Annotated in this window: 20 protein-coding genes and 1 riboswitch; of the genes, 7 read left to right on the forward strand and 13 right to left on the reverse strand. The window is 74.2% G+C overall.

The annotated features are described in order from the left end of the window. Positions 1-101 precede the first annotated feature (101 nt). From AC5L3Z_RS17140 to AC5L3Z_RS17165, 6 genes are all read right to left on the reverse strand, one after another. Positions 102-1,016 carry a Gmad2 immunoglobulin-like domain-containing protein gene (locus tag AC5L3Z_RS17140; protein WP_494843166.1) on the reverse strand — a complete coding sequence of 305 codons (915 nt, stop codon included), beginning with the start codon at positions 1,014-1,016 and terminating at the stop codon, positions 102-104. Continuing rightward, entirely contained in the window at positions 1,013-2,413 is a 1,401-nt protein-coding gene (locus AC5L3Z_RS17145; RefSeq protein ID WP_494843168.1) for an ATP-binding protein, read from the reverse strand. Before AC5L3Z_RS17145 ends, AC5L3Z_RS17140 begins: the two co-directional genes overlap by 4 nt. Before the next feature lie 13 nt (positions 2,414-2,426). After that, a complete protein-coding gene (locus AC5L3Z_RS17150) occupies positions 2,427-3,107 on the reverse strand; it encodes a response regulator (protein WP_494843170.1) in 681 nt (226 codons plus the stop codon). Between the two features lie 99 nt (positions 3,108-3,206). After that, entirely contained in the window at positions 3,207-3,800 is a 594-nt protein-coding gene (locus tag AC5L3Z_RS17155) for an AMIN-like domain-containing (lipo)protein (RefSeq protein ID WP_494843172.1), read from the reverse strand. A 150-nt stretch (positions 3,801-3,950) separates the two neighbouring features. After that, a complete protein-coding gene (locus tag AC5L3Z_RS17160; RefSeq protein ID WP_494843174.1) occupies positions 3,951-4,658 on the reverse strand; it encodes a formylglycine-generating enzyme family protein in 708 nt (235 codons plus the stop codon). After that, positions 4,658-5,542, reverse strand: a complete 885-nt coding sequence (locus AC5L3Z_RS17165; RefSeq protein WP_494843176.1) for an ABC transporter substrate-binding protein — start codon at positions 5,540-5,542, stop codon at positions 4,658-4,660. Before AC5L3Z_RS17165 ends, AC5L3Z_RS17160 begins: the two co-directional genes overlap by 1 nt. Before the next feature lie 231 nt (positions 5,543-5,773). On the opposite strand from AC5L3Z_RS17165, the gene AC5L3Z_RS17170 reads away from it, so the two are divergent. Both AC5L3Z_RS17170 and AC5L3Z_RS17175 read left to right on the forward strand, forming a co-directional pair. After that, complete coding sequence (locus AC5L3Z_RS17170; RefSeq protein WP_494843178.1) at positions 5,774-7,510, forward strand: M28 family metallopeptidase; 1,737 nt, start codon at positions 5,774-5,776, stop codon at positions 7,508-7,510. A 124-nt stretch (positions 7,511-7,634) separates the two neighbouring features. Beyond that, positions 7,635-8,048, forward strand: a complete 414-nt coding sequence (locus AC5L3Z_RS17175; protein ID WP_494843180.1) for a type II toxin-antitoxin system Phd/YefM family antitoxin — start codon at positions 7,635-7,637, stop codon at positions 8,046-8,048. A gap of 26 nt (positions 8,049-8,074) precedes the next feature. On the opposite strand, the gene AC5L3Z_RS17180 is transcribed toward AC5L3Z_RS17175, so the two are convergent. The 5 genes from AC5L3Z_RS17180 to smpB form a co-directional block, all read right to left on the reverse strand. Next, positions 8,075-9,037 (reverse strand): anti-sigma factor RsbA family regulatory protein, encoded by a 963-nt coding sequence (locus tag AC5L3Z_RS17180; RefSeq protein ID WP_494843182.1) that lies wholly within the window; start codon positions 9,035-9,037, stop codon positions 8,075-8,077. Continuing rightward, positions 9,034-9,843, reverse strand: a complete 810-nt coding sequence (locus tag AC5L3Z_RS17185; protein WP_494843184.1) for an MEDS domain-containing protein — start codon at positions 9,841-9,843, stop codon at positions 9,034-9,036. Before AC5L3Z_RS17185 ends, AC5L3Z_RS17180 begins: the two co-directional genes overlap by 4 nt. A gap of 71 nt (positions 9,844-9,914) precedes the next feature. Beyond that, positions 9,915-11,186 (reverse strand): MFS transporter, encoded by a 1,272-nt coding sequence (locus AC5L3Z_RS17190; RefSeq protein ID WP_494843186.1) that lies wholly within the window; start codon positions 11,184-11,186, stop codon positions 9,915-9,917. Beyond that, positions 11,183-11,758: a helix-turn-helix domain-containing protein gene (locus AC5L3Z_RS17195; protein WP_494843188.1), complete on the reverse strand. Its 576-nt coding sequence runs from the start codon at positions 11,756-11,758 to the stop codon at positions 11,183-11,185. The genes AC5L3Z_RS17190 and AC5L3Z_RS17195 overlap by 4 nt, the downstream gene beginning before the upstream one ends. Before the next feature lie 87 nt (positions 11,759-11,845). Then, positions 11,846-12,328, reverse strand: coding sequence for an SsrA-binding protein SmpB (gene smpB, locus AC5L3Z_RS17200; protein WP_494843190.1), 483 nt, complete (start codon positions 12,326-12,328; stop codon positions 11,846-11,848). An 85-nt stretch (positions 12,329-12,413) separates the two neighbouring features. Here smpB and AC5L3Z_RS17205 point away from each other — a divergent pair, with 85 nt between their 5' ends. The 3 genes from AC5L3Z_RS17205 to htpG all read left to right on the forward strand — a co-directional run bounded on the left by AC5L3Z_RS17205 (position 12,414) and on the right by htpG (position 15,709). Continuing rightward, on the forward strand, positions 12,414-12,965 hold the full coding sequence (locus AC5L3Z_RS17205; protein ID WP_494843192.1) for a DinB family protein: 552 nt from the start codon (positions 12,414-12,416) through the stop codon (positions 12,963-12,965). Between the two features lie 109 nt (positions 12,966-13,074). Next, positions 13,075-13,743: a class I SAM-dependent DNA methyltransferase gene (locus AC5L3Z_RS17210; RefSeq protein ID WP_494843194.1), complete on the forward strand. Its 669-nt coding sequence runs from the start codon at positions 13,075-13,077 to the stop codon at positions 13,741-13,743. Positions 13,744-13,822: 79 nt separating this feature from the next. After that, complete coding sequence (gene htpG, locus AC5L3Z_RS17215) at positions 13,823-15,709, forward strand: molecular chaperone HtpG (RefSeq protein WP_494843196.1); 1,887 nt, start codon at positions 13,823-13,825, stop codon at positions 15,707-15,709. 24 nt (positions 15,710-15,733) lie between these two features. On the opposite strand, the gene AC5L3Z_RS17220 is transcribed toward htpG, so the two are convergent. Then, positions 15,734-18,643, reverse strand: coding sequence for an ATP-binding protein (locus tag AC5L3Z_RS17220; RefSeq protein WP_494843198.1), 2,910 nt, complete (start codon positions 18,641-18,643; stop codon positions 15,734-15,736). A gap of 275 nt (positions 18,644-18,918) precedes the next feature. Continuing rightward, a riboswitch (cyclic di-AMP (ydaO/yuaA leader) is annotated at positions 18,919-19,091 on the forward strand. On the opposite strand from AC5L3Z_RS17220, the gene AC5L3Z_RS17225 reads away from it, so the two are divergent. Then, complete coding sequence (locus AC5L3Z_RS17225) at positions 19,090-19,749, forward strand: LysM peptidoglycan-binding domain-containing protein (RefSeq protein WP_494843200.1); 660 nt, start codon at positions 19,090-19,092, stop codon at positions 19,747-19,749. Its footprint overlaps the riboswitch before it by 2 nt. A gap of 145 nt (positions 19,750-19,894) precedes the next feature. On the opposite strand, the gene AC5L3Z_RS17230 is transcribed toward AC5L3Z_RS17225, so the two are convergent. Next, entirely contained in the window at positions 19,895-20,545 is a 651-nt protein-coding gene (locus AC5L3Z_RS17230; RefSeq protein WP_494843202.1) for a universal stress protein, read from the reverse strand. 240 nt (positions 20,546-20,785) lie between these two features. Here AC5L3Z_RS17230 and nhaA point away from each other — a divergent pair, with 240 nt between their 5' ends. Further along, the gene (gene nhaA / locus AC5L3Z_RS17235; protein WP_494843204.1) at positions 20,786-22,114 is read left to right on the forward strand and encodes a Na+/H+ antiporter NhaA; all 1,329 of its coding nucleotides are present in this window, start codon (positions 20,786-20,788) and stop codon (positions 22,112-22,114) included. Positions 22,115-22,137: the final 23 nt, after the last annotated feature.

The raw sequence follows: 22,137 nt of genomic DNA on the forward strand, positions 1-22,137 counted from the left end.
ATGTCGTACCGATACTAGTTGCGGTGCCCAGCCACAGCAGCGTTTTATGACGTCCATCGCAACGGCTGGACGAAACGAGAACGTTTCGTACCGCTGAGGTCTCAGCCGGTGGCGGCGAGCCGAACCGGAATCGTCACCACGTGGGCACGCGACCCGTCCTGCGGTGAGACCTCGTACACCTCGACGGTGCCGGCGCCGGCGGTGGGCAGCCGGTAGGTGACGGTGGCGCGGTAGTCGCCCCGGCAGCCGGTGCCGCAGCTGGCGGTGGTGAAGCCGGTGCCGACCACCCGGCCGCTCGCGTCGAGCACCCGGATCGAGACGGTCGCCTCGTAGACGTTCGCGGTCCCGGCGACGGTGACCGGCCGGGTGACCCGTTGCCCCACCACCGGCTCGGTGACCACGATCGGCGCGAGCAGGTCGTCCAGGTCGGCCCGGGTGAGCACCAGCTCGACGGGGCCACCGGCGAAGGCGACCCGGCGTACGGCGGGGAACTGGGTGAGGGTCCAGACCACCTGGGCGCGGCGCAGCCGCAGCGTCCGCTCGTCGCCGGCGGCGAAGGCCGGCGGCGGGACGACGGTCGCGGTGCCGCCGGCGATCCGGGTCACCTCGACCGGGCCGGGAACCAGGTTGCCCATCCCGGTGCGGGCCTCCGCCCGGGTGGGTCCGGCGGCCAGCTCGGTCAGCGCCAGGCGGGAGGTGGCGACGGTGGCGGCCCGGGTACGCCGGGTCGGCGCCAACGTGCCGTCGCGGACGAACCAGAGCTGGACGGTGGTCGTCGCCGGCGTGCCGGTGGGCCGCGGCGTCACACCGGGCGTGGGTGCCCGCGACGCGGACGGCGGGCCCACGGTGGCCGCCGGCGTCGGGGCGGCCGGGCTGACCGGGCGGGTCGACGGGGTGGGCGCCGCGGTGGTCGGGGACGCGGCGGTCGGCGCCGGGCCGAGGGTGCCCGAGCGGTCGTCGCCGCAGCCGGCCAGGAGCAGGACGAGCGCGGCGAGCAGGAGCGGCAGGCGGTTCACGGCTCACCGTCCGGCACCTCGGGCCCGTCCGGCGTCACGGGCAGCACCAGGCGGAACGTCGTCCCCACGCCCGCCGTGCTGCTGACGGTGAGCTGGGCGCCGAGCAGCCGGGCGTTCTCCCGGGCGATGGCCAGGCCGAGCCCGCTGCCAGGACCCGAGCGGGCCGGGTCGGCCTTGTAGAAGCGTTCGAACACATGCGGCAGGTGCGCGGCGGCGATCCCCGGCCCCTGATCGCTGACCTCGTAGACCAGCCGCGCGCCGGCGGCCGTGACGCCGGCCCGCAGCTCGCCCGCCCCGTGCGCGACCGCATTGCCGACCAGGTTGGCCAGCACCCGTTCCAGCCGGCGCCGATCGGTGCGCACGGTCATCCCGTCGCCCGTGACCCGGACCCGGCCGGTCCAGCCGTGCGCGGCGACCACCTCGCCCAGCAGGGCGCCGGCGTCGACCGGCGCGAGCACCACCGCTTCCCGGCCGGCGTCCAGTCGGGAGATCTCGATCAGCTCCTCGACCAGGGTCCGGAGCCGGGTCACATCGGCGACCAGCAGCTCGGCGGTGCGCCGGGCGCCGGGCGGCAGCGTGTCCAACTCGTCGCCGAGCAGCGAGGCCGCGGCCACCAGGGCGGTGACCGGGGTACGCAGCTCGTGCGCGACGTCGGCGGTGAACCGCCGCTCCCGTGCCTCGGCGCGGGACAGGTCGTCGATCTTCGTCTGCAACGCCTGGGCCATCTCGTTGAAGGCGGCCGCCCAGTCGCTGAACTCGTCCCGCCCGCGCACCGGCAGCCGGGTGGCGAGCAGCCCCTCGGCGACCGCCCGGGCCGCCCGGCTGGCCCGCCCCACCGGTTCCAGGGTGCGCCGGGCCAGGGTGTGCCCGACCCCGGCGGCCAGCGCCACCACCGCCACCCAGCCGAGCGCCAGCGCGGTGCGCAGCTGGGTCAGGCCCTCGACCAGGTCGGTCTCGTCGGTGACCGCGTACAGCTCGGCGGTGGAGCCGGGGATCCGCCCGCCGACGACGAGCAGGTGCCGGCCGGCGCGGGAGCGTTCGTAGCCGAGCTGACCGTCGGCGACGGCAGCGCGCAGGGTACGGCCGGGCGTCGGGGCGTACGCCGGGTTGGACGCCTCGGTCTCCCCGGCTACCAGCAGCACGTGCCGGCCGCTGCCCTCGAAGCTGGCCAGCAGCTCCGCCCGGCGGGCGTCGGTCAGCGGCACGAACTGCCCGGCCAGGACCAGCTGGTAGCGGGCGTCGGCGGCGGCCCGCTGCACCGAGCCGTCGAGCCGGGCCTGCCGCAGCAGCAGGTACGACCCGCTGGCGAGCGCCCCGGCGGACACCCCGGCCACCAGCACGAACGCCACCGTCAACCGGTACCGGAGGCGGCCCGGCGCCACGGCGTCCGTGGGCATGGCGTGCCTCCCGTCATCCGGTGGAGAGCTTGTAGCCGACGCCGCGGACCGTGCGAACCAGCCGGGGTGTGGCGGGGTCGTCCTCCACCTTGGCCCGCAGCCGCTGCACGGCCACGTCGACCAGGCGGGAGTCGCCGAGGTGGGAGTGGTTCCACACCCGGTCCAGCAGCAGCTCCCGGGTGAAGACCTGACCGGGGCGCCGGGCCAGCTCCAGCAGCAGCCGGAACTCGGTGGCGGTGAGGGTCAGCTCCCGACCGGCCTTGCGGACCACGAACCGGGCCGGGTCGATCTCCAGCGGTCCCGCCGTCAGGGTGGCCTCCTCGACCACGGCGGCGGCCCGGCGCAGCCCGGCGCGGACCCGCGCGACCAGCTCCGGCAGGTCGAACGGCTTGCGCAGGTAGTCGTCGGCGCCGCACTCCAGGCCGACCACGACGTCGATGGTGTCGGTGCGGGCGGTGAGCATCAGGATCGGCACCTGGCTGCTGCGGCGCACCTCCCGGCAGACCTCCAGGCCGTCCACCCCGGGCAGCATCACGTCCAGCACGATCAGGTCGACCGGTTGGGCCCGCCAGGCCGCCAGGGCGGCCCGGCCGTCGACGGCGGTGCTCACCCGGAACCCGGCCCGCCGCAGACCGAGGGCGGTGACCTCCCTGATGGAGGCATCGTCCTCGACGACCAGCACGCGGCCCTCCATGACGTTCTCAGGGTAGTCCCGGGACGGCGCCCGGCGACCCTGGCGCAACGGCCGGTGACGGGGGCCCGGCCGGTGCCGCGCCCCCGTCCCGACGGGTGGTCACTGCTGCCACTGGTGCGCCACGTCGAGCACGATCCGGCTGTGCGTGCCCGGTCCCGCCAGTACGAGCACCCGGAACGGCAGCCGGGCCCGCACGCCGACCGCGAAGGTGGTGTAGCCCTCGAAGCTGCCCCCGAAGACCACGTCCCGCAGCGTCGAGGAGCGCAGCACGTTCGCGGCGTGCTCACCGACCCGGTACGGGACGGTGGCCAGGTGCTCGTCGTCGTACGCCGGGGCCCGCAGCGAAACCCGCAGCAGCTCGTCCCCGGCCGTGTACGGCGACAGCGCCAGCCCCTCGCCCTCGGTCCACGTCTCGCCGTAGCCGACCGAGTAGCCGTTCACCGGCCCGGCGAACTCGAACACCACCCGATCGAAACAGTCGTGCCGACCGGTACGCACGTCTACCAGCGGCGCGCCGCTGAGCGTGCCGGCCGACTTCTCCACGCTGCCCCAGGTGATCCCGCAGTACGGCCCGGCGACGGCGCTGGTGGTGGCCCCGCCGACCCGCGGGGCGCTGGCGGCGGCGCTCACCGTGGTGGCGGCGAGCAGCCCGCTGAGCAGGAGCGCCGCGGTGAGTGTCCTCGCAAGTCTCATGATGTCCTCCCGGTAGACCGTCCCGCCCCCCGACGGGGGCGGTGCTGAGGTCGACGGTCGGCCGGTCGTGCCACCGTGGCCTCGCCGGGGCGTAACAGCACGGTTACAGTGGACATCGCGGGCGTGACGGGGTCGGCGGCCGGCCCCGGGTCAGGGCGAGGGGGAGCGGGCGACGCGGAACCCCACGTCGTCGATCCGGAACGTCGGGTGGCTGCGTCGCCGCACCGAGGCCCGGCAGCTCCAGTGCTCGTCGAACCAGCCACCGCCGCGCAGCACCCGGTAGGTGCCGTAGACCTCGGCGTCGTAGACGTCCCAGCACCATTCCCAGACGTTGCCCAGCATGTCGTACAGGCCCCAGGCGTTGGGCCGCCGGCCGCCCACGTCGTGGATCCGCTCCTGCGAGTTGTCGCGGTACCAGGCGATCTCGTCGAGCGGCCCGTACCGCGGTCCGGTCGTGCCGGCTCGGCAGGCGTGCTCCCACTCGGCCTCGGTCGGCAGCCGGTACCCGTCGGCGGAGGCGTCCCAGGCGACGCCCTTGCCGTCGTCGTGGAGGTGGTACGCGGGCGTCAGCCCCTCACGACGGGACCGGGTGTTGCAGTACCGGATCGCGTCCCACCAGGAGACACAATCGGCGGGCAGCCGGTCGCCCCGCGCGCCGAACGGCCGCTCGCCGGTGACCTCGGCGTACCGTTCCCGGGTCACCGGGAAGATCGCGAGCTGGTAGGGCGCGAGCGCCACCGACCAGGTGCTGCGGGTCCGCCGGTCGGACAGCGTCACCCGACCGCCCGGCACGGAGATCATCTCGTCCACCGCGCGTGGCTCGATCGGCGGCGGGTCGGTCCGGTCCGGCGGCGGCATCAGGCGACCCGGGCGACCGTGCCGGCGGGCGCGGCGGGCACGGCGTCGGGGTGCAGCAGCGCCGCGATCGCCTCGACACCGTCGACCAGGCGTGGTCCGGGGCGGACCACCAGGGCGTCCGCGTCGACCGCCCAGACGGGTGTGCCCGGGAAGCGCGGCGCGACCGTCCGGGCCTGCGCCACGGCGCCGTCGAGGTGGAAGCCGCAGGGTACGACCAGCACGACGTCGGGCGCGGCGTCGCGCAGCTCCGACCAGGGCACCCGCACCGAGCGGGCGCCGGGTCGGGCGGCCACCGGCTGTCCGCCGGCGGCGACCACCAGGTCGGGGATCCAGTGCCCGGCGGTGAACGGCGGGTCGGTCCACTCCACCACCGCGACCCGGGGCCGTGGCCGCCCGGCGACCGCCGCGGCGACGGCCGCGAGCCGGGCGCGCAGGCCGGCGACGAGCGTCCGGGCCCGCTCGGGTACGCCCGCCGCGTCGCCCACCGCGACGATGCTGTCGAGCACCTCGTCCAGGGTGTACGGGTCCAGCGACAGCACCTCGGCGCGGCAGCCGAGGTGCTCCAGGGCGTCGGAGACGTGCCCGGAGGGCAGGGCGCAGACCCGGCAGAGGTCCTGGGTGAGGATCAGCTCGGCGTCCAGCCCGGCGAGCGCGTCGGCGTGCAGGGTGTACAGGTCCGCCCCGGCGGCCAGCCGGGCCCGGACGTGCGCCTCGATCTCGCCGGGGGTCATGCCCCGGGTGTCGGTGCCGCCGACCACGACGGCCTTGCCGGCCCGGTCGGCGGCCGGCACCTCGCACTCGAAGGTCACGCCCACCAGGTCGTCGCCGAGGCCGAGGGCGTAGACGATCTCCGTCGCGGAGGGGAGCAGGGAGACCAGGCGCATGCCCCCATCCTGCCCCGGGCCGCCCATCCGGCGCGGATCGACCCCGGCCGGCCGGCGCATGTGACGACGTCCGGCCGATTGACCGAGAGATTGATACATGTCAGTGTTTCATTCCCCGGCCTGACCCGTCGCGACCCCACCCCCGGGCCGCCGAGATCCGACCAACCCGACCACCCCCGTACCCGGATCAGGTCACGCCCGCGCTGCCCCGCCGACCCCCGAGGAGCTCGCATGAGACGCAGCACGCCGACCGCCGGCCTCGCGCTGGCCGTCCTGGCCGCCGTGACGATCACCCTGACCGGGCAACCGGCCACGGCCGTCGCGCCGGTCACCGCCGCACCCGTCGCCGCGCTGGCGGCGCCGGACATCTCGGTGACCAACCTGCAGGCCCACCTGACCCAGTTCAACAGCATCGCCACCAGCAACGGCGGCAACCGGCGGGCCGGGTCGCCCGGCTACACCGCCTCGGTCAGCTACCTCAAGACCCGGCTCCAGGCCGCCGGCTACACGGTCACCGAGCAGGTCTGCACCAGCTGCGTGTACCGGTCCAACAACCTGATCGCCGAGTGGCCGGGCGGCCCCGCCGACCAGGTGGTCATGTTCGGCGCCCACCTGGACGGCGTCTCGGCCGGGCCGGGCATCAACGACAACGCCACCGGCTCGGCCAGCCTGCTGGAGAACGCGCTGGTGCTCGCGCAGCAGAACCCGACCATGACCAAGCGGGTCCGGTTCGCCTGGTGGACCGACGAGGAGCAGGGGCTCAACGGCTCCGAGTTCTACGTCAACTCGCTCACCGCCACCCAGCGCGGCCAGATCAAGGGCTACTACAACTTCGACATGGTGGGCTCGACCAACGGCGGCTACTTCATCAACCGGATCACCTCCACCACGGCCGCGCCACTGAAGGCGTACTGGGACTCGCTCAACCTCCAACCGGAGGAGAACGTCGAGGGCCAGGGCCGCTCCGACGACTACCCGTTCCAGCAGGCCGGCATCCCCACCTCCGGGTACGCCGCCGGCGCCAGCGCCCGCAAGACCAGCACCCAGGCCGGCAAGTGGGGCGGCACCGCCGGCGCCGCGTACGACCCCTGCTACCACCGGTCCTGCGACACCACCGCCAACGTCAGCGCCACCCACCTGAACCGCAGCGCGGACGGCATCGCGTACGCCATCTGGCAGCTCGCGGTCGGCACCGGCACCCCGACCAACGACTTCTCGGTGTCGGTCAGCCCGACCGCCGGCAGCGTCGCGCCGGGCGCCTCCACCACCGCCACCGTCGGCACCGCCACCACCAGCGGCAGCGCCCAGACCGTGGCGCTGACCGCCACCGGCGTGCCCAGCGGGGTGACGGTGACGTTCAGCCCGTCGTCGGTCACCTCCGGTGGCTCCGCCACGATGACCGTCACCGCCTCGTCGGCGGCCGCCACCGGCACCTTCACCATCACGGTCACCGGCACCGGATCGGTCACCCGCACCGCCGCCTACAGCCTCACCGTCACCGGCACCGGCGGCTGCTCCGGCGGCCAGCGGATCGGCAACAGCAGCTTCGAGTCCGGCACCGCCCCGTGGACCGCCAGCTCGGGCGTCATCACCAACTCGGCCAACCAGCCCGCCCGGACCGGCACGTACAAGGCGTGGCTGGACGGGTACGGCAGCACCCACACCGACACGCTCTCCCAGTCGGTGACCGTCCCGGCCGGCTGTTCGACCTACACCCTCGCCTTCCACCTGCACATCGACACCGCCGAGACCACCACCGGCACGGCCTACGACAAGCTCACCGTGCAGCTCGGCACGACCACCCTGGCGACGTACTCGAACCTCAACGCCGCCAGCGGCTACGTCCTGCGGTCGTTCAACGTCGCCGCGTTCGCCGGCCAGACGGTCACCCTGAAGTTCACCGGCACCGAGGACTCCTCCCTGCAGACCAGTTTCGTCATCGACGACGTCACCCTGCAGGCCGGCTGAGGCGACCCGGGTGGGGCGGGTCGCCCGTCCCACCCGGCTCGTCGCCGTCCCGCGATCCGCGGGCGGCGACACCCCGCGGAGGCTCACGACGGTAAATGTCGTACCCGCCGCGCAGCATGGCGTCATGGCTGCCCCCGCCCTGACCCACCACAGTGGTCAACCCCGTTCCGTGCCGCTGCGCGAGCTGCGCACGCGGCTCACCCAGCTGATCGCGATGGCCGAGCTGACCGACACCGTCACCCTGGTCACCCGCGACGGCGATCCCCGCCCGGTCGCCGCGCTCGTGCCGGTCGGCGGCGCGCGCAGCGCCGCCCAGGCGCGGGCCGACGCCGACCGGCTCGCCGCCGTCACCGCCGGCTGGGCCCGCCGCCTCGAGGAGTCGCACCGGCAGGGCGCCCGCCGGCACGCCGCCGAGCTGAGGGTGCTCACCGACGCCCTCGCCGAGGCGTGGGCGGAGCTGGACCGCCGCGTCCCGCCGGGCACCGACCGGGAGCTGGACCGGCTGCGCGCCGCCCACACCGACCTGCTGCGCGACTGACCCGGCGGCGTCCCGGCCGGAGCGGGTCAGCCCGTGAAGTGCGGGTTCCCGGCGGTCAGCCGCAGGGTGAAGCCGTCCGGTGCGCGGCGCATCGCCACGTGGTCGCAGGACTGGTGGGTGATCCAGAGCCCGAGCCCGCCGGACGTCGCGCCGTCCGCCGGCAGCAGACCCGCGAACGGGTCGCTCGGGCCGGCGCCACCGTCGCTGACCGTCACCACCACCCGGTCGGTGTCCGCCCACAGCCGGAACCGTGCCGGCGGCAACCCGTGCCGCAGCGCGTTGGTCACGATCTCGCTGACCGCCACCGCGAGGTCGTCGACGTCGTCCATCGGCAGCCGGTCGGAGCCCACCCGGTGGACGGCCTGGCGGGCCTCGACCGGGGTCGGGTCGGTCAGCTCCACCGCCGGGGTGGTGCGCTCGAGCGGGTCGACGACCATCGGGCGGTTCTCCCGCAGGTACGCACGCGGCTCGGTGTACGCCTCGTTCGGCAGGTGCCGGCCGTCCGCGGTGGCCGTACGCGGGTGGGTGCGGGCGACGTCGGCGAGCACCCGGGCCGGGGTGGTCCGGCGGTCGTAGGCGCACATGCTCCACAGCGGCCACTCGTCGTACGCGTGGTTGATCGCCGACTCGTAGCGGGCCCACCAGTCCCAGGTCGGGCCGAACACGGCCGGGGGCAGCTCGCCGACGATCCGGATCTGCGTCGCGCCGGCGGCCGTGTGCTCGGCCAGCAGCTCGCGGTACGCCCGGATCGCCCCCGCCGGTCGGGCGTACACCTCGCCGCCGCCGAGGAACACCACCCCGCTGTCGGCGGGCAGCGCCGCCCGGACCAGCGCGGCGTGCTCGTCGCCGAACGCCACCATCGTCGGCTCGCCCGCCGCGACCCCGCCCCGCAGGAAGGGCAGCACGACGGCGAGCAGCTCCTCGTCGGAGTCGTAGACGATCGCCTCGTGGTAGTAGCCGTGGTGCCCGGCGGCCGCTCCGGTCCTCATCGGGGCGCCTCGATCCGGACCCGGGACAGGCCCAGCATCGCGACCAGTCGGGCGGCGGGTGCCAGGCTGGTCCGCAGCACCACCGTCGCGTCGCGACGGGCGGCGTGCCGGTGCAGGTGCGTCAGGGCGCGGTAGTCGATGAACCGCAGCTCGTCGGCGCGGACCACCAGCTCGCCCTGGGCGACGTCGACCCGCTCCAGGGCGGCGGCGAAGCCGTCCTCGTTGGACGCGTCCAGCTCGCCGGTGAGCACCAGCTCGCCCGGGTCACCCCCGTAGAGGTGGAACAGGACGACGTCGGGGTCGGCCGCCGGGTGCAGGCACGCCAACTCCTCGACGGCGCGGTCGCCGAGGAGGCCCCGGTCGTACGCGCAGGCGGCGGTCATGGGGTGGGCCCGCAGGAACCGGTCGACCAGGTGCTCGTAGCGGGCGAAGGCCGCGCGCTGCGCGGCGGTCCGGACCAGTGTGGTGGCGTCGGCCACCACCCGCAGCCCGGCGTGGCCGTCGGCGAGCGCCGCCGCGGTCGCCGCGCCGTACCGCGCGACCTGCGCCTCGGCGTCGACGAGGCCGTGGCCGTACGCGTCCGAGATCGGCACGATCTCGGCGGCGCCGGTACGCAACGCCTCGCGCAGCCGGGGGACGTCCTGCCATCGCGCGGCGACGGCCTCGGGCGGCTCGGTCGAGGTGTGCCGGACCCGCTCGCCGGCGGCGAGCCCGGCGAGGAGGAAGTCCCGGGCCCGCGCCGTGAAGGCCGCCCGGTCGTCGTAGGTCCAGCAGACGTGGCGCGGCGACGTCGATCCGCTGGTCACGCTGGCAGCCCCATGCGTGCAGTCTATGCCGGCCCGAAGGGCGGGCGGGATCCGCGCGTGCCCCCGGCGGCTCAGGTCGTGGTCGGGGTCAGCTTCGCCTCCTGTGGTGGCGGGGCCGGGAGGCGGGACATCGTCCGCCAGGGGCCGCCGGCCAGCGGGGTGAGCACCACCAGCAGGTAGCAGCCGCCCACGGTGAGCAGGGTGGTCGTGGTGCCGAACCGGTCGACGGCCAGGCCGGCGCCGAGGGCGCCCAGCGGCATGGCCGCCCAGCAGGCCGCGCCGATCACGCCGTACACCCGGGCCCGCATGGTGGCCGGCACCCGTTCCAACTCGACCGTGCCGACCAGCGGGTTGATGGCGCCGGCGGCGAGGCCGGAGACCGCGAAGACCGCGAGAAGCACCGGCAGCGGCGGCGCGGCGGCCAGCGCCCAGAAGGGCGGGGCGCCGGCGACGGCGAAGCTGGTGACGAAGGTGGCGCGGCGCGGGAGCCGGTGCCCCACGGCGCTGAACAGCAGCGCCCCGACCATCGCGCCGCCGCCCATCGCGCCGACCAGCAGCCCGAACGCGGTGGCGCCGCCGAGTTCCCGCTCGGCCACCACGGGCAGCAGCACACTGCTCTTGGTGGCGTCGAAGAGGTTGGTGACCAGGATCAGCAGGACCATCGCACGCAGCAGGGGTTCGCGGACCAGGAAGCGCAGCCCGGCGGCGAGGTCGTGCCAGTAGCCGTGGGACTCCTCGCCGGCGGTCCGGGCCGGGCGCATCGCCCGGGGGACCAGGGCGGCGACGACCAGCGCGGAGAGCGCGAAGGTGGCCGCGTCGACGGCGAGCACGGGCAGTGCCCCGAACGCGGCGACCAGCAGGCCGGCCACCGGCGCGCCGACCAGACGGGCACCCCGCTCGGTGGCCTCGAACCAGCCGATCGCCCGCTCCACCGGCACGCCGGCGGCGGTCGCCGCCTCGGGCAGCAGGGCGATCCGCGCGGTCTGCCCGGGGGTGTCGAGCAAACCGCTGGTGAAGACCAGGCCGAGCAGCGCCCAGAACGGCAGGCCGACCGTGGCGTCGAGGAGGGGGACGGCGGCGACGGTCCCGCAGGAGATCAGGTCGGCCAGGACGCTGGCCCGGCGGTAGCCGATCCGGTCGACGACCACCCCGCCCAGGGCGCCGCCGAGCACCATCGGGGCGGTGGCGAACGCCGCGGTGAGGCCGGTGGCGGTGGGGGAGCTGGTCTCGGCCAGGACGTAGAGCGGCAGCGCGATGAGGGTGAGCATGTTGCCGGTGAGGGAGACCGCGTGGCCGAGGAGCAGCCCGGTCAGCGGCGCCCGGCGGCGTGCCGGCGGGGTCACCGCGGGTCCCGGAAGGCGTGGTACATCAGGGTGACGGTGCCGGCGTCGGGCCGGTCCGGGTCGCTGCGGGCCCGCCAGCGCTCGGCCAGCGCCTCCAGGTCGGCGCGCAGCTCGACCAGTTCGTCGCTGGTCAGATGCAGCCAGGAGTCGCTGCTGGCGGTGCCGCGCACCCACCGCGGCTCCAGGGTCGCCTCGGCGTCGAGGTACGCCCGCAGCCGCTCCACGTACCGTTCGAGGACCGCTCGGCGCAGCAGAGTGGAGGCGGCCTGGCGCTCCGGGTCCTCGAGCGCCTCGACCAGGTTCCAGGAGGTGCGCTCGTGGGCCGCCCGCCACCATCGTTCCCGCCGGTCCCGGGCGCGCTCGGGGGCCTCGGTCACGAAGCCGTGCTCGGCGAGCCGGCGGAGGTGGTAGCTGACCGAGCCGACCGCCTCGTCCATGACGTCGCTGAGCATGCCGACGGTCTGCGGACCACGCCGGCGCAGCTCGCCGAGGAGGCGTAGCCGGGTCGGGTGGGCGAGCGCGCGCATGGCGCCCGGATCGGTCAGGTGGACGGTGGTGGGCTGCTCCGTCATGTCGACAGACTAGAAGCACAAGACATGATGTACAAGAGACGTTGTAGATATGGGCGTCATCAGCCACCACCCCGGGCGGGCTGGGGCTCAGGCGGGGCGGCGGCCCTTCAGGCGGCGGCCCAGCTCACGGGCGATCTCCCGGTTGGCGTCCCGCTCGGCGAGCGCCTGCCGCTTGTCGTACGACTTCCTGCCGCGGGCCAGGCCGATCTCGACCTTGGCCCAGCCGTTGCTGAAGTACATCGACAGCGGCACCAGCGTGATCCCGCCGTCACGCAGCTTCTCCAGGATCCGGGCGATCTCCACCCGGTGCAGCAGCAGCTTGCGGGTCCGGCGCGGCTGGTGGTTGGTCCAGGTGCCGTAGCCGTACTCGGCGATGTGCAGGCCGTACAGCATGATCTCGCCGTCGCGCTCCTGGGCGAACGCGTCGACCAGCGACACCCGTCCCTCCCGCAGCGACTTGACCTCCGTGCCCGCCAGCACGATCCCCGCCTCGTACGTCTTGAGGACCGTGTAGTCGTGACGGGCCTTCTTGTTGGCGGCGATCAGCTTGCGCTCCGTGTCCCTGGACACGACCACCTCCCGACGACCCCGGCCACCTGCTCGACGGCGTACACCCTATCCAGGCCGGGGCGCGCGCCGGTGGCAGACTCGGGCCATGCAGCAGCGGCCGCCGGCGATCCCGCCCGAGGACATGGACTGGACGTTCGTCATCGAGGACGGCTGCGCGGAGTGCGGCTTCTCCCCGCAGGACGTCACCACCACCGGCGCGCGGCTGCGCGCCACCGTGCCGACCTGGCGGGAGCGGCTCTCGCGCCCCGACGCCACCACCCGGCCGGCGCCGACGGTCTGGTCGCCGGTCGAGTACGCCTGCCACGTCCGCGACGCCTGCCGGATCTTCCGGGGGCGGCTGGAGCTGATGCTGGGCCACGACGATCCGGTCTTCCCGAACTGGGACCAGGACGCCACCGCCGTCGCGGAGGACTACTTCCACCAGGCACCGAAGGCGGTGGCCGACCAGTTGGCCGGCGAGGCGGAGGCGACCGCGGCGGCCTTCGACGCGGTCCGCCCCGAGCAGTGGGAACGGCCGGGCCGGCGCGGCAACGGCTCCCGGTTCACGGTGCGCACCTTCGCCGTCTACTTCCTGCACGACATCGCGCACCACGTCCACGACGTCTCCCGCCCCGCCGCCCCGGCTCACCTTTCGTGATCATGCAGTTGTGGTGGTGGATGAAAGCCGCGAGATCCTCCGAATCGCCCACCACGACTGCATGATCGACGCGGCCGTGGGCTGGGGTCGCTGCGGGTAGGGTGCCGCGGTGACCGAACCCGCCTTCCTCACCGACACCCGCACCTCGTACGACACGATCGTCGACCTCTACGTCGAGTACGTCGGCGACGAGCTCGCCGCCCGCCCGCTGGACCGGGCGATGCTGGCCGCCTTCGCCGAGCTGGTCCGGACCAGCGGGGGCGGCCCCGTCCTCGACGTGGGCTGCGGCCCGGGCCGGATCAGCCGGCACCTGAGCGACCTCGGCCTGGACGTCTCCGGTCTCGATCTGTCCCCGCAGATGGTGGCCCGGGCCCGCCGCGATCACCCGGACCTGCGCTTCACGGAGGGCTCCATGCTGGAGCTGCCGACCGCCGACGGCACGCTCGCCGGCCTGGTCGCCTGGTACTCGGTGATCCACCTCCCCGACGACCGGCTGCCCGACGCCTTCGCCGAGTTCCACCGGGTGCTCGCCCCGGGCGGGCACGTGCTGCTCGCCTTCCAGCTCGGCGACGAACCGGTCCACCGCACCGACGCCTCGGGCCTGCCGGTCTCGCTGACCTTCCACCGCCGCCGCCCCGAGGCGGTGGCGGAGCTGTTGCGCGCCGCCGGGCTCGCCGTGCACGCGCAGATGCGGCGGGAACCGGAGCCGCACGCCGGCCAGCTCGAACCGACGCCGCAGGCGTACCTGATGGCCCGTCGGGTCGGCGACCGCCCGTGACCGGGCGGCCACCGCGGCTCGTATCCTCATCCGGCGGATCCTTGTGGTGGATCGGCAGCGAACGGATGAGGAGGTTGGTGTGAGCACCCGGACCGAGACGTTGGAGTTCCAGGCGGAGACCCGTCAGCTGTTGCAGCTGATGGTGCACTCCATCTACTCGGACAAGGACGTCTTCCTGCGCGAACTCGTCTCCAACGCCTCCGACGCGCTGGACAAGCTGCGGTTGGCGGCGCTGGTCGAGAAGGACCTCGACGTCGACACCGGTGACCTGCACATCGCGGTCGAGGCCGACCCCGAGGCCCGCACCCTGACCGTCCGGGACAACGGCATCGGCATGTCCCGCGAGGACGTCGTCTCCCTGATCGGCACCATCGCCCGCTCCGGCACCGCCGAGCTGCTGCGCAAGCTGAAGGAGTCCCGGGAGGCCGCGAGCCAGGACCTGATCGGCCAGTTCGGGGTCGGCTTCTACTCGACGTTCATGGTCGCCGACCGGGTGAGCCTGCTGACCCGCCGCGCCGGCCAGACCGAGGGCACCCGCTGGGAGTCCACCGGTGAGGGCACCTACGTCGTCGAGACGGTGGACGACGCGCCCCAGGGCACCTCGGTGACCGTGCACCTCAAGCCGGTCGACAGCGAGGACAACCTGCACGACTACACCGACCCCGGCAAGATCCGGGAGATCGTCAAGAAGTACTCCGACTTCATCGCCTGGCCGATCCGCCTGGCGACCCCGGACGGCGAGCCCGCCGTCCTCAACTCGATGAAGGCGCTCTGGGCCCGGCCGCGCGACGAGGTCGCCGAGGAGGAGTACCGCGACTTCTACCGGCACGTCGCCCACGACTGGGCCGACCCGCTGGAGACCATCCACATGCGCGGTGAGGGCGTCTTCGAGTACGAGGCGCTGCTCTTCATCCCCTCGCACGCCCCCTTCGACCTGTTCATGGCCGACGCCCGGCGCGGCGTCCAGCTGTACGTCAAGCGGGTCTTCGTGATGGACGACTGCGCGGCGCTCATGCCGAACTACCTGCGTTTCGTCAAGGGCGTGGTGGACGCCCACGACCTGTCGTTGAACATCTCCCGGGAGATCCTCCAGCAGGACCGCCAGATCCAGGTCGTGCGCCGCCGGCTGGTCCGCAAGGTGCTCGCCACGCTCAAGGAGATGCGCACCGCGCAGGCCGAGCGGTACCGCACCTTCTGGTCGGAGTTCGGCCGGGTGGTCAAGGAAGGGCTGATCGAGGACCCGGACAACGCCGAGGCGATCCTCGACGTCGTCTCCGTCGCCTCCACCCACGACGCCGCCGAACTCACCACGCTGCGCGACTACGTGGAGCGGATGAAGGACGGCCAGAGCGAGATCTACTACGCCACCGGTGAGACCCGGGCGACGCTGGAGAACTCGCCGCACATGGAGGCGTTCCGGGCCCGGGGCTACGAGGTGCTGCTGCTCACCGACCCCGTCGACGAGGTGTGGGTGGAGCGGGTCGGCCAGTTCGACGGCCGGCCGCTGCGCTCGATCGCCAAGGGCCAGGTGGACCTCGACGCCGCGACGGAGGGCTCCGACGCCGGGCAGGAGCGGGAGCGGCAGGCCAAGGAGTACGCCGACCTGCTCGCCTTCCTCGGCGGCGCGCTCGCCGACACCGTCAAGGAGGTCCGCCTCTCCTCCCGGCTGACCACCTCGCCGGCCTGCGTCGTCGGCGACGCGCACGACATCACCCCGACGCTGGAGAAGATGTACCGGGCGATGGGCCAGCAGGTGCCGCCGGTCAAGCGGATCCTCGAACTCAACCCGACCCACCCGCTGGTCACCGGCCTGCGCGCCGCCCACGAGCGCGGCGACGACGAGCCGGCCCTCACCGAGACGGCGGAGCTGCTGTACGGCATGGCGCTGCTCGCCGAGGGCGGCGACCTGGCCGACCCGGCCCGGTTCGCCCGGGTGCTGGCCGAGCGACTGGCTAGGACCCTCTAGGCCATCGGCCCGGCGGCCCGTCGGTCAGTCGACCGGCGGGCCGCCGACCGGGTCGGTCAACCGCCGCTCGATCACCACGGTGGTGCCCTCGTCGGTGGAGGACATCCGCACCTGCGCGTACGCGTCCATCAACATCGCGCCGCGTCCCCGGTCCATCGCCGGCCGCCGGTCGCGCCACGTCCCGAAGTCCCGCACGGAGATCCGGACGGTGCCGGCGTCGACCTCCAGCCGGACCCGCACCTCCGGGCGGCTCGGTCGCTGGGCGTGCTCCACCGCGTTGTTGACCGCCTCCGACGCGGCCACCAGGAGGTCCTGCACCACGTCCGGGTCGACCTGCGGGTGGTCGAGGACCACCCGCAGGTCGCGGCGCATGGCCTGCGCCGCGGTGGGATCCGACAGGTACGTCCAGCCGAGGTCGACATCGGGTACCGCGGACGGACGGCTGGGTGGCTCCGCGGGCGCGGGCGGGGGGCCGTCCTCCGGGGCCGCGCTCCTCGGCCGGACGGTGCCGTTCGTCGGCCGGGGTGGGGCGGCCACCGCGCCCCCGCCGGTGCTTCCCGGACCGGTCGGCAGGGCCGACGGCGCGGACTCCCCGGTCGGCGGTCCGGTGGCCGGCTCGTCGGGGTGGGTGCGCAGCCCGGCCCGGCGCAGGAGGACGCGGACCCGGGCCACCAGATCCGCGGCGGTGAACGGTTTCACCACGTAGTCGTCGGCGCCCAGGTCCAACCCCTCGACGCTGGCCTCACCGCCGGCCCGGGCCGACAGCACCACCACCGGCAGTGCCTGGGTGGCCTCCTCGCGGCGCAGCGCGCGGACCAGCTCGAAGCCGTCCAGCCCGGGCATCATCACGTCGGTGAGCAGCAGATCCGGCGGGTTCCGGCGGATCTCGTCGAGGGCCTGGCGACCGTCACCGACCGTCCGTACCCGCCAGCCCTGTGCGGCCAGCAGCCGAGCCAGGTAGCCGCGCATGTCGCTGTTGTCGTCGGCCACCAGGATCCGCGCCTCGCGCGGCTCGTCGCCCGCCGGGCCGGCACCGGGCGGGACGGGTTCGCCGGCCGGCGTCGACCGCGCCGCACCGCTCGGTGCCCCCGCCGCCGACCCGTCGAGCTCGGCCGGGGCCGGCCCGTCCGTGGATCCGGCGAGCCAACCGAACGCCGCCTGGGCGGCGACCTGCGCGACCTCGCCGAGCCCGGCCGGTTCGGGCCCGGCGGGCGGGGTGGCCGGCGCGGTGAGCGCCGTCCAGGGCAGGGCGACGGTGAAGGTCGTACCGACGCCGGTGGCGCTGGCCACCCGCACCTCGCCGCCCTGCAACCGGGTCAGCTCGCGGACCAGCGCCAACCCGATGCCGGTGCCCTCGTGGCTGCGGGAGCGGGCCCCGTGCACCCGGTGGAAGCGTTCGAAGAGCCGGGGCAGGTCTTCCTCGGAAATCCCGATACCGGTGTCGGAGACGGTGAACCGGACCTCGCGCTCGTCGTGCTCCAACGCCACCCGGATCCGCCCGACGAAGGTGTACTTCAACGCGTTGGACAGCAGGTTCGTGACGATCTGCTCCCAGAGCGCCGGGTCGACCGCGACCGGGCGGGGCAGCGGCGGGCACTGCACCACCAACCGCAGCCCGGCCCGCTCCACGGCCGCCCGGAAGACACTGGCGAACTCCCCGGTGACGGCGGCCAGGTCGACCTCGCGGGCGACGGCCCGGGCCTGCCCCGCCTCCAGGGTGGAGAAGGTCAGCAGGCTGTTGACCAGGGTGAGCAACCGGCCGGCGTTACGCCGGGCGAGGTCGATCCGCTCGCGCTGCGCGGGCGGCAGCGGCTCGTCGGTGTCGGCGAGGGCGTCACCGAGCGGACCGAGCATCAGCGTCAGCGGCGTGCGGAACTCGTGGCTGACGTTGGTGAAGAAGGTGGTCTTGACCCGGTCGAGCTCGGCCAGCGCCTCGGCCCGCCGCCGCTCCTCCTCGTACGCCCGGGCGTTGCGTACCGCCAAGGAGACCTGCTGGGCGAGCAGCTGGAAGAACGACCGGTAAGCCTCGTCGAGGCCGCGGCTGGGGCTCACCCCGACCAGCAGCACCCCGAGTGGCTGGTCCAACTCGGCCGAGGGCAGCGGCAGGGCCAGCGCCACCCGGACCGGATCGTCGAACGCCCCGGCCGGCAGCGGCATCCGCGTGGCGACGTCGGTGACCTCGGTGGTCGTACCCGACGCGGCGGCCGGCAGCCCCCACCCGCCGGTGTCGCCGGCGGCCTCGACCACGGCGGGAAGCGTGGCGCCGACCACGGCCGCGCCGGCGTGCGCGACCCGCCGCAGCCGGCCGTCCTCGCGCAGGTAGATCGCCGCGAACGGGACGTCGAGCGGATGCCCGGCGATCGCCTCCACCAGACCGGCGCAGGTGGCCCCCGTGTCGACGGTCTGCCCGCCGCCGTGCACGGACAGGTCCCGCAGCAGGCGCAGCCGGCGCTCGCCGACCACCTGCTCGGTGACCTCGCTGCACACGGTGAGGATGCCCACGGTGCGGCCGTCGTCGTCACGCGCGGGCGCGTGGGAGACGCTGAAGTACGCCTCCTCGCGGTAGCCGGCCCGGTCGAGCAGCAGCCGCAGGGCGGGAACCCAGCTCGCCACGCCGGTCGCCATCGCCTCCTCGATGAGGGGCCGCAGCACGTCCCAGCCCTCGGCGAGGGTGATCCGGACGTCGTCGCCGAGCGCGGCGGGATGCTTGTCCCCGATCAGCGCCGAGTACGCGTCGTTGTAGAGCTGGGTGAAGCGGTCACCCCAGAGCAGCAGCATCGGGTACCGGGACGACAGCACCATCCGCACCGCCGCGCGCAGGCTCTGCGACCAGCCGTCGACGGCCCCCAGGGGGGTGCCGGACCAGTCGAGGCGAGCCATCAACCGCCCGGTGTCGCCACCGGCGGCGAACAGGTCCCCCGTAGGCGCGCTCACCTGTGACCGAACCCCATTCGGCCCTCCAGTTCCCGGGCCGGTCGACCCTGCCGGCGTTCCTACCCATCCTGACACCCGCTGCCACCTCGGTCGGTTCGGGGACCCGGTGACGTCGCTCATCCCCGGCCGCTACGGCGGGGCATTGTCGACACGCCCGCACGGTCCGCAGCCCGGCGCGGGGGCCCTTCGCCTGACCGGGTGAAGAACTTCACAAGAAGTGGGCAATCGGCCGAAACTCTCCCTAACGTCGTTCTGGTCCGCGATCGCGGACACCACGGTCGGTAACGCCTAATCCATGCCGCTGGCCGCGCGACCCTGTCACCAGGCATGGAGCGGGGGACCCACTAGTTCCTCGGTGCACGTCACCTCGGGGTGAAGCCGCCAGCGGCGGCCGGGCTCCTCGGCCCGAACCCGACAGCTCACCTCGTCGGCGTGGAGGAATCCACATGGCAACTGAATACACCGCCCGTCACCGACGGGTCAGCTCGCGCCGCATCGCCGTCGGCACGCTCGCCGTCGGCGCGGTCACCGGGGTCGCGGCCATCCTCGCCCCGGCCTCCCCGGCCAGCGCCGCCGGCGTCAACTGGGACGCGATCGCCCAGTGCGAGTCCAGCGGCAACTGGCACATCAACACCGGGAACGGCTACTACGGTGGCCTGCAGTTCTCGCAGAGCACCTGGGCCGGCTACGGCGGCAAGAAGTACGCCGCCCGCGCCGACCTGGCCAGCCGTGGCGAGCAGATCGCCATCGCCGAGAAGGTGCTCGACGGCCAGGGCATCGGCGCCTGGCCGACCTGCGGCAAGAAGGGCGGCTCGACCCGGAGCTACGCCGCCTCGGAGAAGTCGCAGAAGTCGGAGCGGCGCGCCACGCGAGCCGCCACCAAGGAGCGCTCCTCGCGTGGGGAACAGCCCAGCAGCCGCAGCCAGCGGCGCAGCGCACCGGCCGGCACGGGCAAGGTCCACGTCGTCAAGCCGGGCGACACCCTGGCGAAGATCGCCGACGCCCGGGACCTGACCGGTGGCTGGCGCGCGCTGTACGAGCGCAACAGGGGGATCGTCGGGGCCGACCCGGGCCTGATCTTCCCGGGTCAGAAGCTCGCCCTCTGATCCCGTCCCGTCCGGCCCCGCAGGGGACCGGACGGGCAGGTGACACCCGAACACGTCAGCGCCCGGCCGCCGCCCGCGGCCGGGCGCTGACGCTTCCGCGCCGGCCCGGCAACGCCTCGCCGCCGGGTGCCCGTCGCGCGCCCGTTCACCCCTCCCGAGGCGGAGACGACGCCGCCCGGTCGGGCAGACTGCCGAGCAGCACGGCGCGGGGAGAACGGTGTGCCAGGTCCTCCGCGACGCTGCCCAGCAGTCGCTCCCCGAGCCCGTGACCGCCCCGACCCACGACAAGCAGGTCAACGTCGCGGGAGTCGGCCACCGCCAGCAGCCCGTCCGCGGGATGACCGACGACCACCTCGATGCTCGGCCGCGGCAACTCCGCCGGCAGTCCGTCCGCCCGCTCGTCGAGCATCCGGCGGGCCCGCCGTTCCTCGTCGGTCGCCTCGGCGTCGACCAGGTCCGGGCTGGTCACCGCGACGAGCACCAGCTCGCTGGCGGTGCCGCTCAGCGTGCGCACCACGGCGCGCAGGGCCCGGTCGGAGTCCGGGGAGCCGTCCAGGCCGACGAGGACCCGCAACCCCGTCCCGGTCGGCGCGGGCGGCCGGGACCGCACCTCGACCCGCCGAATGCCCGCCCGGCCACGTTCCAGAGCGATGGGTACGAAGATCGGCCCGAGCAGCCCCCCGACCAGGTACCAGAGCAGGTTGCGGTGCCCGCCTCGGGTGACGAAGACGGCCGCGGTCAGCAGCCCGGTCGCCAGCCAGACCACCACCACGAGGAGCACCCACCACTGGCCCACGCGGGGGCATACCCGACTCGCCCCCGGGTAAGCCGCCGCCCCCGGTCGGGGGATGGACCAGGTTCCGGCATGGTTCGCCGGGCGGCCGCCGGGTACCAGGGGAGTCACCGCGCCCGACCACGAGCGCGGGTCGTCGCGACGGTCGATGTGTCCGCCGCGGTGGCGGATAGGGTTGGCCGAGGTGTGCCGGGAAGTCTGGTCGGCGATGGATGACGCGACCCCTGCCGACGAGGAGTTTCCGTGACCGACGCCACCCGGCGCCGTACCAGCCTGTTCGCCCGACACTCGTGGGGCGAGACCAGCCGCATCTCCGCCATCCTCCGGAAGGAGACCGTGGGCGGCGCGCTGCTCCTCATCGGGGCGCTGCTTGCGTTGATCTGGTCGAATTCGCCCTGGGCGGAGGGCTACCGGTGGGTGCGCGACCTCACGGTCGGCCCGTCCGCGCTGCACCTCGACCTCAGCCTCGCCACCTGGGCGGCCGACGGCCTGCTCGCCATCTTCTTCTTCGTCGCCGGGCTCGAACTCAAGCGGGAGTTCGTCGCCGGTGACCTGCGCGATCCGCGCCGCGCCGCCGTGCCGGTCGCCGCCGCCGCGGGCGGGGTGGTCGTACCCGCCGTGCTGTACTACCTGATCACCGCCGGCGCGGGCCCCGGCGCCGGCAGGGGCTGGGCCATCCCCACCGCCACCGACATCGCGTTCGCCCTCGCCGTGCTCGCCGTGGTCGGCCGGTGCCTCCCGTCGGCGCTGCGCACCTTCCTGCTCACCCTCGCCGTCGTCGACGATCTGATGGCGATCGTCATCATCGCCGTCTTCTACACCGCCGACCTCTCGGTGGCCCCGTTGCTGGGCGCGCTGGTGCCGCTGGTGATCTTCGCCCTGCTGGTGCAGCGCCGGGTCCACTCGTGGTGGCTGCTGCTGCCGCTGGCGGCGGTGACCTGGACGCTGGTGCACGAGTCCGGGGTGCACGCCACCGTGGCGGGAGTGCTGCTGGCCTTCACCGTCCCGGTGATCCGCAGCGCGGACGCCGGTGGCCCGGCCGCCGGCCCCGGCCTGGCCGAGCACTTCGAGCACCTGTTCCGGCCGATCTCCGCCGGGTTCGCCGTACCGATCTTCGCGTTCCTCTCCGCCGGCGTCACCGTCGGCGGTCTCTCCGGTCTGGTCACCTCGCTGAGCGACCGGGTCGCGATCGGCATCGTGGTCGGCCTGGTCGTGGGCAAGCCGATCGGCATCCTGGTGGCCACCTGGCTGGTGTCCCGGTTCACCCGTGCCGCCCCCGACGAGGGCCTCAACTGGCTCGACGTGCTGGGCCTGGCACTGCTCGGCGGCATCGGTTTCACGGTGTCGCTGCTGATCGGCGAGCTGGCCTTCGGCCTGGGCAGCGAACGTGACGACCACGTCAAGGTCGCCGTGCTCACCGGGTCGCTGCTGTCGGCGCTCCTGGCGACCGTCATCCTCCGCGCCCGTAGCCGCGTCTACCGCCGGGTCCACGAGGCCGAGCGGGTCGACCTCGACCAGGACGGCGTGCCGGACGTCTACGAGTCCGAGGCCGACCGGTCCACCGGTCGGTGAGCACGGCGATGGCCGGACGGGCG

Source organism: Micromonospora sp. LZ37, from assembly GCF_059359015.1.

Bases quoted from the DNA above. Each gene is read 5' to 3' on its own strand.
- AC5L3Z_RS17145 (WP_494843168.1), bottom strand. From the start codon at position 2,413: ATGCCCACGGACGCCGTGGCGCCGGGCCGCCTCCGGTACCGGTTGACG.
- AC5L3Z_RS17150 (WP_494843170.1), bottom strand. From the start codon at position 3,107: ATGGAGGGCCGCGTGCTGGTCGTCGAGGACGATGCCTCCATCAGGGAG.
- AC5L3Z_RS17155 (WP_494843172.1), bottom strand. From the start codon at position 3,800: ATGAGACTTGCGAGGACACTCACCGCGGCGCTCCTGCTCAGCGGGCTG.
- AC5L3Z_RS17160 (WP_494843174.1), bottom strand. From the start codon at position 4,658: ATGCCGCCGCCGGACCGGACCGACCCGCCGCCGATCGAGCCACGCGCG.
- AC5L3Z_RS17165 (WP_494843176.1), bottom strand. From the start codon at position 5,542: ATGCGCCTGGTCTCCCTGCTCCCCTCCGCGACGGAGATCGTCTACGCC.
- AC5L3Z_RS17170 (WP_494843178.1), top strand. From the start codon at position 5,774: ATGAGACGCAGCACGCCGACCGCCGGCCTCGCGCTGGCCGTCCTGGCC.
- AC5L3Z_RS17175 (WP_494843180.1), top strand. From the start codon at position 7,635: ATGGCTGCCCCCGCCCTGACCCACCACAGTGGTCAACCCCGTTCCGTG.
- AC5L3Z_RS17180 (WP_494843182.1), bottom strand. From the start codon at position 9,037: ATGAGGACCGGAGCGGCCGCCGGGCACCACGGCTACTACCACGAGGCG.
- AC5L3Z_RS17195 (WP_494843188.1), bottom strand. From the start codon at position 11,758: ATGACGGAGCAGCCCACCACCGTCCACCTGACCGATCCGGGCGCCATG.
- AC5L3Z_RS17205 (WP_494843192.1), top strand. From the start codon at position 12,414: ATGCAGCAGCGGCCGCCGGCGATCCCGCCCGAGGACATGGACTGGACG.
- AC5L3Z_RS17225 (WP_494843200.1), top strand. From the start codon at position 19,090: ATGGCAACTGAATACACCGCCCGTCACCGACGGGTCAGCTCGCGCCGC.